The sequence below is a fragment of the Bradyrhizobium lablabi genome, assembly GCF_001440475.1.
GTDB lineage: Bacteria > Pseudomonadota > Alphaproteobacteria > Rhizobiales > Xanthobacteraceae > Bradyrhizobium > Bradyrhizobium lablabi.
The window spans coordinates 143509-158231 of sequence record NZ_LLYB01000047.1 but is presented as its reverse complement, the minus strand read 5'-3'; the positions used below and the strand labels follow the sequence as shown (position 1 = coordinate 158231).

The 14723-nt window shown below is 64.2% G+C and carries 12 protein-coding genes; 7 read left to right on the top strand and 5 right to left on the bottom strand.

Going from position 1 to position 14723, the window contains the following annotated elements:
• Window positions 1–183 precede the first annotated feature (183 nt).
• Window positions 184–1158 carry a tyrosine recombinase XerC gene (locus CQ14_RS07905; protein WP_430650147.1) on the bottom strand — a complete coding sequence of 325 codons (975 nt, stop codon included), beginning with the start codon at window positions 1156–1158 and terminating at the stop codon, window positions 184–186.
• Window positions 1159–1292: 134 nt separating this feature from the next.
• On the opposite strand from CQ14_RS07905, the gene CQ14_RS07900 reads away from it, so the two are divergent.
• Window positions 1293–3503: a primosomal protein N' gene (locus CQ14_RS07900; protein WP_057857349.1), complete on the top strand. Its 2211-nt coding sequence runs from the start codon at window positions 1293–1295 to the stop codon at window positions 3501–3503.
• A 281-nt stretch (window positions 3504–3784) separates the two neighbouring features.
• Here the strand turns inward: CQ14_RS07900 and CQ14_RS07895 are convergent, their stop codons facing one another.
• On the bottom strand, window positions 3785–4291 hold the full coding sequence (locus tag CQ14_RS07895; RefSeq protein ID WP_057857348.1) for a septal ring lytic transglycosylase RlpA family protein: 507 nt from the start codon (window positions 4289–4291) through the stop codon (window positions 3785–3787).
• A 653-nt stretch (window positions 4292–4944) separates the two neighbouring features.
• Here CQ14_RS07895 and CQ14_RS07890 point away from each other — a divergent pair.
• From CQ14_RS07890 to CQ14_RS07865, 6 genes are all read left to right on the top strand, one after another.
• Complete coding sequence (locus tag CQ14_RS07890) at window positions 4945–5505, top strand: F0F1 ATP synthase subunit delta (protein WP_057857347.1); 561 nt, start codon at window positions 4945–4947, stop codon at window positions 5503–5505.
• A complete protein-coding gene (atpA, locus tag CQ14_RS07885; protein ID WP_057857346.1) occupies window positions 5505–7034 on the top strand; it encodes a F0F1 ATP synthase subunit alpha in 1530 nt (509 codons plus the stop codon). Before CQ14_RS07890 ends, atpA begins: the two co-directional genes overlap by 1 nt.
• A 95-nt stretch (window positions 7035–7129) precedes the next feature.
• Window positions 7130–8008 carry a F0F1 ATP synthase subunit gamma gene (locus CQ14_RS07880; protein ID WP_057857345.1) on the top strand — a complete coding sequence of 293 codons (879 nt, stop codon included), beginning with the start codon at window positions 7130–7132 and terminating at the stop codon, window positions 8006–8008.
• A 54-nt stretch (window positions 8009–8062) separates the two neighbouring features.
• Entirely contained in the window at window positions 8063–9505 is a 1443-nt protein-coding gene (atpD, locus tag CQ14_RS07875; RefSeq protein ID WP_057857344.1) for a F0F1 ATP synthase subunit beta, read from the top strand.
• An 87-nt stretch (window positions 9506–9592) separates the two neighbouring features.
• On the top strand, window positions 9593–10000 hold the full coding sequence (locus CQ14_RS07870) for a F0F1 ATP synthase subunit epsilon (protein WP_057857343.1): 408 nt from the start codon (window positions 9593–9595) through the stop codon (window positions 9998–10000).
• A gap of 210 nt (window positions 10001–10210) precedes the next feature.
• Complete coding sequence (locus tag CQ14_RS07865; protein WP_057857342.1) at window positions 10211–11836, top strand: adenylate/guanylate cyclase domain-containing protein; 1626 nt, start codon at window positions 10211–10213, stop codon at window positions 11834–11836.
• A 389-nt stretch (window positions 11837–12225) separates the two neighbouring features.
• On the opposite strand, the gene CQ14_RS07860 is transcribed toward CQ14_RS07865, so the two are convergent.
• The 3 genes from CQ14_RS07860 to CQ14_RS07850 form a co-directional block, all read right to left on the bottom strand.
• The gene (locus CQ14_RS07860; RefSeq protein WP_082649767.1) at window positions 12226–12723 is read right to left on the bottom strand and encodes an RNA pyrophosphohydrolase; all 498 of its coding nucleotides are present in this window, start codon (window positions 12721–12723) and stop codon (window positions 12226–12228) included.
• A 50-nt stretch (window positions 12724–12773) separates the two neighbouring features.
• Window positions 12774–13280 (bottom strand): RNA pyrophosphohydrolase, encoded by a 507-nt coding sequence (locus CQ14_RS07855; protein WP_057857340.1) that lies wholly within the window; start codon window positions 13278–13280, stop codon window positions 12774–12776.
• A gap of 94 nt (window positions 13281–13374) precedes the next feature.
• Window positions 13375–14562: a divergent polysaccharide deacetylase family protein gene (locus CQ14_RS07850; protein WP_057857339.1), complete on the bottom strand. Its 1188-nt coding sequence runs from the start codon at window positions 14560–14562 to the stop codon at window positions 13375–13377.
• Window positions 14563–14723 lie beyond the last annotated feature (161 nt).

Genomic DNA, 14723 nt, shown 5'->3' with positions numbered 1-14723 from the left:
ACAGCCACCATCATGACCCCTTGCTCGGAGCAGGGCCCATTACGGCATCTAGGACAGGATGAGGTCAGGCCGGCCCGTGACGACGGGCTATCTCGTGCCCCGGACGCAAGCAGCCAGAGTGCCGCGAGCCGGGCCCTCTCTACTTTGCATGGGGTTGTTTTCGATATTTTGTGTCTGGCCGCGTCACCCGCGCGGGTGGGCGCTCTTGTACACTTGCAGCAGCCGCTCGCTGTCGATCCCGGTATAGATCTGCGTGGTCGAGAGCGAGGCGTGGCCGAGCAGTTCCTGGATCGCGCGCAGATCGCCACCGCGGCTGAGCAGGTGGGTTGCGAAAGAATGCCGCAGCGCGTGGGGCGTGGCGCTGTCAGGCAGCCCGAGCGCGCCGCGCAGCCGCTCCATGGTGAGCTGGATGATTCGCGGGGATAGCGGCCCGCCGCGCGCGCCGACGAAGATCGGCCCGGCCGGCGGCAATGAATGCGGACACATCGCAACGTAGTCGGCGATCAGGGCGAGCACGTTCTGCAGCACCGGCACCATCCGGGTCTTGTTGCCCTTGCCGGTGACGATGATGACGTCGCCTTCGCCCGGCTTCGGCACGTCGCGGCGTTTCAGTCCGAGTGCCTCGGAGATGCGCAGGCCGGACCCGTAGAGCAGCGCCATGACCGCGGCGTCGCGCGCGAGAATCCAGGGCTCGCGCTCCTCGCCGGCCCGCTCGTCGGCATCGGCAAAGCGCTTGGCAGCGTCCATCTGGATCGGCTTCGGCAGGCTCTTTGCGATTTTCGGAGCGCGGATCGCCGATAGCGCGCCGACCCTGCCTTTGCCTTCCCGTTCCAGAAAGCGCCCGAACGAGCGCAAGCCCGCCAGCGCCCGCATCAGTGAGCGCCCGCCGATGTCGTCGGCGCGGCGCATTGCCATGAAAGCCCTGACGTCGGTGGCCTCCAGCGCGGCAAACCGTTTCAGCGTGACCTGACTTCCCCAATGCTCGGCGAGAAAGGTGAGGCACTGGCGGAGGTCGCGGGCGTAGGCTTCGAGCGTCTTCGGCGACAGCCGGCGCTCGGCGCGCAAATGCGTCAACCAGCGCCCGACCTCCTGCGCGAACGCCTCATCGGCGCAATCGAGCTCAAACGCTTGCGGTGTCGGAACTTCCCTGGCCATCATCCTTGCCTTTTGGAGATCACCTTGGAGGCCGTGCTCCAACGCATTAATTATATGGCACCTCTTTCGTTTACCGTTCGCTAACTGGCCGAGGCGGCGCTAGCCTCGTTTCGGATACCTCGAGCCTGATTCCCCCGATGGACCACGCCACCCGCCAAACCAGTTCCCCGGCCTCGTCGACCCGCGTCGTCGACGTGCTGGTGCCGGTCGCGCTCAATCAAAACTATTCCTACCGCGTGCCGCGCGGCATGGAGCTGAAGCCGGGCGATGTCGTCTGCGTGCCGCTCGGACCGCGCGAGGTGGTGGCGGTGGTGTGGGCGGAAAACGCCAATCCCGATCCACGGCTGCACAACCGCCTGAAGGACGTCGGCGAAAAGCTCGACGTGCCGCCGCTGAAGCAAGAGCTGCGCAGCCTGGTCGATTGGGTCGCCAACTACACGCTCTCAGCGCGCGGCATGGTGCTGCGCATGGCGTTGCGGATGGGCGAAAATCTCGGCCCCGAGCGGATGCGCCTCGGCGTGCGGCTGGTCGGCGAGCCGCCGCGGCGGCTGACACCGGCACGACGCCGGCTGATCGAGGTGCTGTCGGACGGCCTCTTGCACGGCAAGTCGGATGCGGCGCGGGAAGCCGGCGTCAGCTCAGGCGTGGTCGACGGTCTGGTCGACGAGGGTACGCTTGCGATCGAGGCGATGCCGCCACCACCGCCACCGCCGGCGCCCGATCCCGCCTTTGCGCAGCCGGAATTTTCCCATCAGCAGCGCGCGGCGGTGGACGCGATGCGCGCGCTCGCCGCCGACGGCACGTTCCATGTCGCGCTGCTCGACGGCGTCACCGGCTCTGGCAAGACCGAAGTCTATTTCGAGGCGATTGCGGAAGTCGTCCGGCGCGGCAAGCAGACGCTGATCCTGATGCCGGAGATCGCGCTGACCGGACAATTCCTCGACCGTTTCGCGCAGCGCTTCGGCGTGCGCCCGATCGAGTGGCACTCCGAGCTGACGCCGCGCACGCGGCAGCGCAATTGGGCGGCGATATCGGCGGGCGAAGCGCCGGTCGTGGTCGGCGCGCGCTCGGCGCTGTTTCTGCCTTATGCGGATCTCGGCCTGATCATCGTCGATGAAGAGCACGACCAGGCCTACAAGCAGGATGACGGCGCGCATTACCACGCCCGCGACATGGCCGTGGTGCGCGCGCACATTGCAAAGATTCCGATCGTGCTGGCGTCGGCGACGCCGTCGGTCGAGAGCGAAGTCAACGCGCGCAAGGGGCGCTATCAGCGCGTCGCGCTGCCGTCGCGCTTCGGCGGCCAGCACATGCCGCATATCGAGGCGATCGACCTGCGGCGAGCGCCGCCGCCGCGCGGTCGCTTCATCTCGCCTCCGCTGGCCGAGCAGGTCAGGTTCGCGATCGAGAAGCGCGAGCAGGCGCTGTTGTTCCTCAACCGCCGTGGCTATGCGCCGCTGACGCTATGCCGCGCCTGCGGCCACCGCTTCGCCTGCACCATCTGCGACGCCTGGCTGGTCGATCATCGCTTTCGTCAGCGCCTGGTCTGCCACCATTGCGGCTTCTCGATGCCGCGTCCGAACATCTGCCCGCATTGCCAGGCCGAGGAATCGCTGGTCGCGGTCGGTCCCGGCGTCGAGCGCCTGCAGGAAGAGGCGGCCGCGTTGTTTCCGGAAGCGCGCACCATGGTGCTGTCGAGCGATCTGATCACCTCGATCGAGACCATGCGCAGCGAACTGAACGAAATTGCGGAGGGGCGCGTCGACATCATCATCGGCACGCAACTGGTGGCGAAGGGACATAATTTCCCGCGACTCAATCTGGTCGGCGTCGTCGATGCCGATCTCGGCCTCGGCAACGGCGATCCGCGCGCCGCCGAGCGGACGTTTCAATTGCTCAACCAGGTGATCGGGCGCGCCGGGCGCGAGCAGGGGCGCGGCATAGGCTTTCTGCAGACCCATCAGCCCGAACATCCCGTGATGAAGGCCTTGGTCGCCAGCGACCGCGAGGCCTTCTATGCCAACGAGATCGACTCGCGCGAGCGCACCGGCTATCCGCCGTTCGGCCGACTCGCCAGCCTGATCATTTCCGCCGGCGACCGGCCGAGCGCGGAAGGTTTTGCCCGCAGGCTCGCCGCCGTCGCGCCAATCGACGAGCGCATCCAGGTGCTGGGCCCTGCAGAGGCGCCGCTGGCGGTAATCAAGGGCCGCTACCGGTTCCGGATCCTGGTGAAGTCGCTGCGCAATGTCGATTTGTCGGAGTACTTGCGCGAATGGCTGGCTGCCGGGCCTAAGACCAAGGGCAATCTCAAGCTCGAGGTCGACGTCGACCCGCAGAGCTTTTTGTGAGGCTGTTTCACCCTCCCCTGGAGGGGGAGGGTCGACGCGCGTGAAACGCGCGGCGCGGTGGGGTGAAGGTCTCTCCACAACCAACAGTGCCCGAGTGGAGAGATCACCCCACCCCGTCACGAATCTCGCTTCGCTCGATCCGTGCCGACCCTCCCCTCCAGGGGAGGGTAAACAAAAAAGGCCTGCCGTCATTTGCGACGACAGGCCTTTGTTGCCGCGGAAAGTTCCGCAGGCAGTTACGCAACGCAACGCTTACTGAAGAATGGCGCGCTATTGGCGCTTTAGGACACAACCTCGGCGGTGACGTGGCCGACACCGGCGCCGGTCAGGCCGATAGCGCGGGCGGCGCCCTTGGAGAGGTCGAGCACGCGTCCCTTGATGAAGGGGCCACGGTCGTTGATCGTGACGATCACGCTCTGGCCGCGATGGGTCACGCGGAGCTTGGTGCCGAACGGCAGCGAGCGGTGGGCTGCGGTCATGGCGTTCTGATTGAAGCGCTGTCCGGAGGCGGTCCTGCTGCCGGATTCATTGCCGTAGAACGAGGCCTTTCCCGAAAAGCCGCGCCCGGTGCTCTGGGAGCCGATCGAGGCGTTGGCGTTCAGCCAGTTGTCACCGGCCGGCTGAGTTTTGGCGTGATGGGAATGGTGGTGATGGTGATGCCGGTGATGCCTGGATTTGGCGGATGCTTCGGTGATGCTGCCGCCGACCAGAAGAGTCGCGGCGATCAAGGCGAACGCTGTACGCGACCGGGTTAGAGTTCCCGGCACGATCTTATTGGTTTGCAACATTAAACTAGTCCCTCAGATAGTATTGCCACATACGTGACAAATGGAACCCCCGTCCCAGTTTCAGCGGTTGCCGTTTGATCAGCCAATAAGGCATGAATTGGGCAGTAGTTCCTCTTTGTTCGCGGCTGACATATCTTGTTACCGCGTGCAACTAATCAGGTGATATTCCGTAATCTTGCGCCTTAACCCAATTTTAACTAATTCAATACTAGTCATTACTTGCGAATACAGTTGTCCTCAGGAGTGGAAAGATTTAGGCAAGTAATGGGCAAATGGAGCGGGCCGGGTCGGTTCGTTCCGCACCCCAAGGTTCATAGCCGCCATGCAAATACGATTGGAACCAATTCACCGCTCGGTGACGCATGGACACCGCGGTTCGGCGCCTGGCCAACTTCCGCCGCGCGGGCTGTCTCAAAACAAACCTTCAACCGGCCTGAAAATCGACATGCGACAAGGCATCGCCTGAAGGCGCGGTCATGTTGCACCTGCGCGCTTGCTATGTTAGCAAAGCCGCGATTTTAACGACCCCGGCACTTCCGTGCCGGTCGAAAATCGAAGTCCCGCTTGAATTCCAAGGGCTTGGATCGCTAGGCGCCGCTACCCGTGGCGACGGTTTTTCCCTTGCGAATTTGACAGCTGAAAAGAGCGAGTCTGTGGCTGCAGAAGATCCGTCCGTTTCCGGGGTGTCCGGCCGTTATGCTACGGCCTTGTTCGAGTTGGCGCGCGAGGAGAAATCCATCGACGCAGTCAAAGCCGATCTCGATAAATTCGAGGCCATGCTGAACGAAAGCGCCGATCTCAAGCGCCTCGTCCGCAGCCCGGTCTTCTCGGCCGACGCGCAAGCCAAGGCGCTCAATGCCCTGCTCGACAAGGCCGGCATCACCGGCACTTCCGCCAAATTCCTCAAAGTGTTGACCGCCAACCGCCGGCTTTTCGCCGTGGCCGATGTGATCCGCGCCTTCCGGGCGCTGGTGGCGAAGTTCAAGGGCGAGGCGACCGCCGACGTCACCGTCGCCGAACAGCTCAATGAAAAGAATCTCGACGCGCTGAAGACCGCACTGAAATCAGTGACGGGCAAGGACGTCGCGCTCAACGTGAAAGTCGATCCCTCCATCATCGGCGGCCTTGTGGTCAAGCTCGGCAGCCGCATGGTGGATAGTTCGCTTCGCACCAAACTCAATTCGATCAAGCACGCGATGAAAGAGGCAGGCTGATGGACATCCGCGCCGCGGAAATTTCCGCGATCCTCAAGGACCAGATCAAGAATTTCGGCCAGGAGGCCGAGGTCACCGAAGTCGGACAGGTGCTGTCCGTCGGCGACGGTATCGCCCGCGTCTACGGTCTGGACAACGTCCAGGCCGGTGAAATGGTCGAGTTCGAGAACGGCACCCGCGGCATGGCGCTGAACCTCGAAACCGACAATGTCGGTATCGTTATTTTCGGCGCCGACCGCGAGATCAAGGAAGGCCAGACCGTCAAGCGCACTCGCGCCATCGTGGACACCCCGGTCGGCAAGGGCCTGCTCGGCCGCGTCGTCGACGCGCTGGGTAACCCGATCGACGGCAAGGGCCCGATCCAGGCCACCGAACGCAAGCGCGTCGACGTCAAGGCGCCCGGCATCATTCCGCGCAAATCGGTGAGCGAGCCGATGGCGACCGGCCTGAAGGCGATCGATGCGCTGATCCCGGTCGGCCGTGGCCAGCGCGAGCTGATCATCGGCGACCGCCAGACCGGCAAGACCGCGATCGCCCTCGACACCATCCTGAACCAGAAGCCGCTCAACGCGCAGCCGGACGAGAACATCAAGCTGTATTGCGTCTACGTCGCGATCGGCCAGAAGCGTTCGACCGTTGCCCAGTTCGTGAAGGTGCTCGAAGAGCAGGGCGCGCTGGAATATTCGATCGTCGTCGCCGCCACCGCTTCCGACCCGGCGCCGATGCAGTATATCGCCCCCTTCACCGGTTGCACCATGGGCGAGTACTTCCGCGACAACGGCATGCACGCCGTGATCATCTATGACGACTTGTCCAAGCAGGCCGTCGCGTACCGCCAGATGTCGCTCCTGTTGCGCCGTCCGCCGGGCCGCGAAGCCTATCCGGGCGACGTGTTCTACCTGCACTCCCGCCTGCTCGAGCGCGCGGCGAAGCTCAACAAGGACCAGGGCTCGGGCTCGTTGACGGCGCTGCCGGTCATCGAAACCCAGGCCAACGACGTGTCGGCCTACATCCCGACCAACGTGATTTCGATTACCGACGGCCAGATCTTCCTGGAAACCGACCTGTTCTTCCAGGGCATCCGCCCTGCAGTGAACGTCGGTCTGTCGGTGTCGCGCGTGGGTTCGTCGGCGCAGACCAAGGCGATGAAGAAGGTCGCCGGCAAGATCAAGGGCGAGCTGGCGCAGTACCGCGAAATGGCGGCGTTCGCGCAGTTCGGCTCCGACCTCGATGCTTCGACCCAGCGCCTGCTGAACCGCGGTTCGCGCCTGACCGAACTCCTCAAGCAGCCGCAGTTCTCGCCGCTGAAGATGGAAGAGCAGGTCTGCGTGATCTGGGCCGGCACCAACGGCTATCTCGATGCGCTTCCGGTCAACAAGGTGCGCGCGTTCGAGGACGGCCTGCTGTCGGTGCTGCGTGGCAAGAACGTCGACATTCTCAACGGCATCCGTGACAGCCGCGATCTCTCTGACGAACTCGCCGGCAAGCTGAAGAGCGTGGTCGAAGGTTACGCCAAGGCGTTTGCTTGAGGATTTGCCGTTGAGGCCCGGCTTCCAGCCGGGCCCGACGAACAGAGTGGCTTGCGATCGGGGCCTTGAGGCCAGATCGCCGGGGTGAACTGAGAATGGCTTCACTTAAAGACATGCGGGTCCGCATCGCCTCGACCAAGGCGACGCAGAAGATCACCAAGGCGATGCAGATGGTCGCGGCGTCTAAGCTGCGCCGTGCGCAGACTGCCGCCGAAGCGGCACGGCCCTACGCCGAAAAGATGGATGCGGTGATTTCCAATATCGCCGCGGCTGCCGCCGGTTCGCCCGGCGCTCCGGCGCTGCTGGCCGGCACCGGCAGGGACCAGGTGCATCTGCTGCTGGTCTGCACCGGCGAACGCGGCCTGTGCGGCGCGTTCAATTCGGCAATCGTCCGTCTGGCCCGCGAGCGGGCGCTGTCCCTGATGAACCAGGGCAAGGACGTCAAGATTTTCTGCGTCGGCCGCAAGGGCTACGACCAGCTGCGCCGTACCTTCGACAAGCAGATCATCGAGCACGTCGATCTGCGCGGGGTTCGCCAGCTCGGCTTCGTCAACGCCGAGGACATCGCCAAGAAGGTCCTGGCACTGTTCGAGGCCGGCGAGTTCGACGTCTGCACGCTGTTCTATTCGCGCTTCAAGTCCGTCATCGCGCAGATCCCGACCGCCCAGCAGGTCATTCCGCTGGTAGTCGAAGAGCCGGCCGCCAACGCCGGTCCATCGACCGCTTACGAATATGAGCCGGAAGAAGACGAGATTCTGACGCGGCTGTTGCCGCGCAATCTTGCAGTGCAGATCTTCCGCGCGCTGTTGGAAAACAACGCTTCTTTCTACGGCTCGCAGATGAGCGCGATGGACAACGCCACCCGCAACGCCGGCGAAATGATCCGCAAGCAAACCCTGGTCTACAACCGAACCCGTCAAGCCCAGATCACCAAGGAGCTGATCGAGATCATCTCCGGCGCCGAGGCGGTCTAGCGCACGAACCAATCGACGGTCGTTCAAGTACAGAATTTCGAAGGAGAGCAATTCATGGCCACAGCAGCTAACCAGATCGGTCGCGTCACCCAAGTCATGGGCGCCGTTGTCGACGTGCAGTTCGAAGGTCATCTGCCGGCCATTCTCAATTCGCTGGAAACCAAGAACGGCGGCAACCGCCTGGTGCTGGAAGTCGCGCAGCACCTCGGTGAGTCCACCGTGCGCACGATCGCGATGGACGCTACCGAAGGTCTGGTGCGCGGTCAGGAAGTGACCGACACCGGCGAGCCCATCGCAATTCCGGTCGGTGACGGCACGCTCGGGCGCATCATGAACGTCATCGGCGAGCCGATCGACGAAGCCGGCCCGATCAAGTCCGAAGGCAAGCGCGCCATCCATCAGGACGCGCCGACCTACACCGACCAGTCCACCGAAGCCGAAATTCTCGTGACCGGCATCAAGGTCGTCGACCTGCTCGCACCCTATGCCAAGGGCGGCAAGATCGGCCTGTTCGGCGGCGCTGGCGTCGGCAAGACCGTGCTGATTCAGGAGCTGATCAACAACGTCGCCAAGGCGCACGGTGGTTACTCGGTGTTCGCCGGCGTCGGCGAGCGCACCCGCGAAGGTAACGACCTCTATCACGAGTTCATCGAATCCAAGGTCAACGCCGATCCGAAGAATCCCGATCCGAGCGTGAAGTCGAAGTGCGCGCTGGTGTTCGGCCAGATGAACGAGCCGCCCGGCGCCCGCGCCCGCGTCGGCCTCACCGGTCTGACGGTCGCCGAGCACTTCCGTGACCAGGGCCAGGACGTGCTGTTCTTCGTCGACAACATCTTCCGCTTCACGCAGGCCGGCTCCGAAGTGTCGGCACTGCTCGGCCGTATTCCTTCCGCCGTGGGTTATCAGCCGACGCTCGCCACCGACATGGGGGCGCTGCAGGAGCGCATCACCACCACGCAGAAGGGCTCGATCACCTCGGTGCAGGCGATCTACGTGCCGGCCGACGACTTGACCGACCCGGCGCCCGCCACCTCGTTCGCCCACTTGGACGCGACCACGGTGCTGAGCCGTGCGATCTCGGAAAAGGGCATCTATCCGGCGGTCGACCCGCTCGACTCCACCTCGCGCATGCTCTCCCCGCTCGTCGTTGGCGACGAGCACTACAACACCGCGCGCATGGTTCAGCAGGTGCTGCAGAAGTACAAGTCGCTGCAGGACATCATCGCCATTCTCGGCATGGACGAACTGTCGGAAGAGGACAAGATCACCGTGGCTCGCGCCCGCAAGGTCGAGCGCTTCCTGTCGCAGCCGTTCCACGTCGCCGAAGTCTTCACGGGATCGCCGGGCAAGTTCGTCGACCTCGCCGACACCATCAAGGGCTTCCGCGGTCTCTGCGAAGGCAAGTACGACCATCTGCCGGAAGCGGCGTTCTACATGGTCGGCACCATCGAAGAAGCCGTCGAGAAGGGCAAGAAGCTGGCTGCTGAAGCGGCCTAAGGCGCGAATGGCGAACAGGGAGTAGCGAATGGCGCTGCTCCCATTCTTCCCACTCGCTATTCGCTACTCGCTACTCGCAGGTTCTCCATGGCTACCTTTCATTTCGATCTCGTCTCTCCCGAAAAGCTCGCCTTCTCCGGCGAGGTCGACCAGGTTGATGTTCCCGGTCTGGAAGGCGATTTCGGCGTGCTCGCCGGGCATGCGCCGGTCGTGGCGGCGGTTCGCCCGGGCATCCTGACCATCTCCACGGGCGGCACCCGTGAAAAGGTGATCGTGCTCGGCGGCCTTGCGGAAATGTCGGAGAGCGGCCTCACTGTGCTCGCCGACGTCGCCACCTCGATGGAAGATGTCGATCGCGCACAGTTCGCCGAGACCATCGCCGAAATGGAAGCCAAGCTCGCCGAGAAGGAAGGCGACGAACTTGATCGCGCCATCGAGCGGCTGGATCATTTCAAGAGCATTCAGATCGAAATCAACACAACGGCGATGCACTAGGCCCCGGAGGACCGCTCCGGGGCGCACTGAAGGCCCGGGCTGCATCAGCGCTCGTCACACCGTGACGGGCGTTTTGATTTTTGGGGTCGTCCGAAGGGCCCTCTTGTCCCAAACAGTCGCGGGAGCAGGCCGGCTTCGAATGCCAAGGTTGCGCCGGGGAACTTCTGGCGGCATTCTGCCGCGCCAGAACGTGGTTCGGGGCTGCTGTTCATGAAGCGCAAGATCGCGGCGATTTTTGCGGCCGATATTGCCGGCTACTCCAGGCTCGTTGCCGAGGACGAAGAGGAGACGCTGCGCCGCCTGGCGTCCTACCGTCTGGTCACCGACGATTTCATCGCCAAGGGCGGCGGGCGCATTTTCAATACCGCCGGCGATGCCGTGCTCGCCGAATTCCCGAGCGCGGTCGAAGCCGTGCGTTGTGCGATCGATATCCAGGAAAGCCTGCGCACAAGAAACATGGCCTATCCGCCGAGCCGGCAGATGGCGTTCCGCATCGGCATCACCATCGGCGACGTGGTCGAGCGCGATGGCGATCTGCTCGGCGACGGCGTCAACATCGCCGCACGGCTGGAGGGCCTCGCGGAGGTCGGCGGCATCTGCATCTCGCGCGCGGTGCACGAGCAGGTCGCCAACAAGCTGTCGGTGCAGTTCGCTGACATCGGCGCGCAGGAAGTGAAGAACATCCCGACGCCGGTGCACGCCTATATGGTGGCGATGCGCCGCGAGGACGGCACCTACGCGACGCCGCAGGTCAAGAAGCCGGCCAAGCCGCAAGGCGCCCAGCCGAACTGGATGTGGCCGGTCGCCGTCACGGTGGTCAGCCTCGCCGCTATCGGTGTTGGCGGCTTCCTCTATTTCACCAAGCTGGAAACGTCGGCGACCGGGGTCGCGTCTCCCAGCAGCACGGCAAGCCCCGCGCCGGCACCGTCAGCGATCGCGGCCGTGTCGGCGCCTGCGGCCAAAGCCCCGGACATCCCATCGTCGCAGCCTCCATCGGTGGTCGCATCGGCCGACAAGTTTGCCGCGGCCAGTATTCCCTTCATCAGCGACAAGGCGCGCGCCTCGCTCGCCACCGACTACGCGCCAGCGGCCGACTTCAAGGCGTTCGCGCTCAATGTCGGTGGGTTCAGTGCCTTCGTCACCGCGCAGCCGAGCGAGGAAGCGGCGAAAAGTGCTGCGGTCGAGCAATGCCAGAAGCGCGCGGAGGCGGCGCAATCGCCGCGCAAATGCGAACTATATGCCGTCGGCGATACGATCGTGTACGTCCACGGCAAACCGCCGCTGCCGCCCATGCCATGGATCCGGCGCGACGCCGCGATCGAGCAACCCTTCGCCGCGAAGAATGTCCCGCTCGCCCGCGACACCGCCAAGGCCCGCCTCGAAGCGGCCTACGTGCCGGCGCGAAGAAACAAGGCGCTCGCGATCGGGCCTGGCGGCGGCGTGCTGTTCTTTCCGATCGCGCTCGAGACAACCGAGGAGGCGGTGCGGCGCGCTTTGGAGTCGTGTGGAGGGATCGCCGGCGTGCCGTGCATGGTCGTCGCGATCAACGATGATTTCGTGGTTCCGATTCCGACCATGTTGAAGGTCACCGGCTTCTTCAGGGCCACCGGCAGCACGATGATATCAGCTGACGCACGCGACGATGTCGCACGGCGGATTTCGGAAGCGCAGAGCGGTTGGAGCGCGGTGGCGGTCGGTGCCGCTGGCCGGCCCGGACTTTCGCTGAAGGCCGCGAGCGAACAGGCGGCGATCAACGAGGCGCTCGCCGATTGCGTCAAGCGCGATAGCAATTGTCAGGTTATCGGGATTGGCCCGTTTTCGGTCGGGCCGAACTAGTCCAGGAGGGGCTGGCGCCTGCGTCCGGTTCGTTCGACGTCGGGAATATCTCGAGAGTCCGAACCTCAGGCGCCCGCCGGCCGATCGCCAGCAGCATGAACAGATGCCGGTAGCCTTGGTACCTGGCGGCCGGACGAGTGCGTTCCCGCCCGCTGAACATCAGCGTGCCATTCCGGTCATGCACGCGCCATTCGAAGCTTCGGCGGCGCTTGGACACAGTCACGTCGTTCATGTGAGGCGAGACACCACGCATTGCGATTTGTTCCATAACAAGTCGTCTGCTGCCATGGTCCCTGTCAAGTGTATACGCGTGCGCCCACCCCAACAATTCCATCATGCGGCAAACCCGGGCCATAGCTCGGAGGTAGCAATTTCGGGCGTTATGCTGCCTAACGGGCGAATTCCGCAAACAGCCGCGTCACGGTCCGGTAGACCTCACACCGGAACGGCACCACGAGATCGGCGACGCGCTCCAGCCGTTCCCAGCGCCAGGAATCGAATTCGGCCGGCTGGCCGTTGCGCGGCGTCAGCGGGTCGATCTCCTCGTCGCGGCCGGTAAACCGCAGCGCGAACCATTTCTGCCGCTGGCCGCGAAATTTCGCCAGGCGATGGTCGGGCGGACCGTCATAGGGTGGAAATTCGTAATTCATCCAATCGGATTCGCCGAGGTATTCGGCGCTGACCGCGCCGGTCTCCTCCCAAAGCTCGCGCATCACGGCATCGCGCGGGTTCTCGCCGGCATCGATGCCGCCCTGCGGCATCTGCCATTCCAACCCGGGAAGAATGATTTCCGGTCCGTCGTCGCGGAAACGACGGCCGATCAGCACCTCACCCGAGGCGTTGAACAGCGCAATACCCACATTGGGCCGATAGGGTTTGTCTGAGATGTCGATGGGAGCACCGGTTCTTGTTGCGAACGTGCGTCGAAGCGAAGGGGCTAACCGCCCGCGAGGTTGGAAAATTCCTTGACCACGCGTTCATAGACCGGACGCTTGAACGGAACGATCAGGGTCGGGAGATTCTTCATCGGCTCCCAGCGCCAGCTGACGAATTCGGCCTTGTGTCCACCGCCGCCGGGGCTGGCGACATTGATCTCCGCGTCCTTGCCGGTGAAGCGCACCGCGTACCATTTCTGCCGTTGGCCGCGATAGCGCCCCTTCCAGGCGCGGCCGGCCACCGTGCGTGGAATGTCGTAGATCAGCCAGTCCGGGACTTCACCGAGCTTCTCCACCGAGCGAACGCTGGTTTCCTCGTAAAGCTCGCGCTTGGCGGCCTCCCAGGTATCCTCGCCGGGATCGACCCCGCCCTGCGGCATCTGCCAGACATGGGTTTCATCGACATGCTCGATGCCGCCGGCGCGCCGGCCAATGAAGACCAGCCCGGCCGCGTTGATCAGCATCATGCCGACGCAGGTCCGGTAAGGCAGGTCCTCGTAGCGCGCCATTCCGTCAGGACTCCCTTGCCTGCATCAAGTCACCACAATTGGTCGGGCTGGCGCAGTCGGGGGAAAACCCAGTTCGCCGCCATCAGCTTGATCTCTAGCCTGATTTTGATTTCAGCATCGCCGTTGTCAATGGCACAAGCATGATGCCGCGGCTGTCCAGCGTCTTGATCCAGGCGGCAAGGCGCTCGATCGAAATCGGCAGCGCCGAGGCGACGCCGACCGCCGTTCCGCGTTCCTTGGCGAGTGTTTCCAGCTTGACCAGCGTCCGGTCGATCTCGGCCGAGGTCGGCACGGCGTCGATGGTAAAATCGGCCTTGGCAAAGGGCATCGATTGGGTCGCCGTGAGCGATCCGGCGGCGCTGCGCGGCGAGGAGCCGTCATCGAGATAGCCGAGGCCGCGCTTGGCCGCCTCGCGGATGATCGGCTGCATCACGGTATCCGTTGCCGTGAAGCGCGCACCCATGAAATTGGCGATCCCGGCATAGCCCTGAAACCGGCTGAGGTGCCAGTATAGCCGGTCGATGTTCTGCTCTGACGTGAGCGTCGTGAGCAGGGTCTGCGGCCCAGGATCGTTATCGGGATAGTCGAACGGCTCCATCGGAACCTGCAGCAGGATCTCGTGGCGCTGCGCCCGGGCCCGCTCGGCCAGTTTGGTGGGGTCCGCCCCGTAAGGCGTGAACGCCAGCGTCACGGCCGGCGGCAGTTTCATGATGGCATCGGTGGTCTTGGCGGCGCCGACGCCGAGGCCGCCGACGACGATGGCGATCACTGGCATCTTGGCAGCCTTGATGCGGTCGGCGTCGGCCGCGTAGACCGTGAAGGGCTTGAGGCCGTCGGTCACCACCGGGATCATGCCGTACTTCGACTTTTCCAGCAGCCGCTGATCAATGCCGGCCATCGGGCTTGCCGGCGCGGATTCCGCGCCTGCCTTGTCGCCGGCATCGCCGCCGATCACGATGTCCTGGCGCTTGCCGCTGGAGCCGTCGATGATGGTGACGGTCTTGTTGTCGCCAGCCGGGGCCTGGGTGGGCGCCGATTTCGCAGCCTTCTCGGTGACCAGCTGCTTGTCGTCCGTCGTCGGCGTGCGCAGGGCGATACGGGCGACGGGCTCCCCGCCCAGCGGATTATCCACAAAGAGGGCGACGGTCAGGAAGCCGACCAGGAACAGGCCAAGCAGTACCGCCAGCGCCTGCATCGCGGTGAACGGCAGCCGAAACCGGCGCTTCTTGCGCTCCGTTTTCTGTCCGAGCGGCGCGCTGAGTTCGTCGGCCGTTTCCGTCATGGACCTCCCCGAATCATCCACGCCGACGATACCACGATGGGCCGGATTCGAGCGCCTGCGCCGGCCCCGCAAAAGCACCGGTCCGCCGGAGATGGGAAAACTGGCAACGAAAAAGGGGCGGCCCGAGAGCCGCCCCTTTTGTTGTGACTAAAACCAGCGTC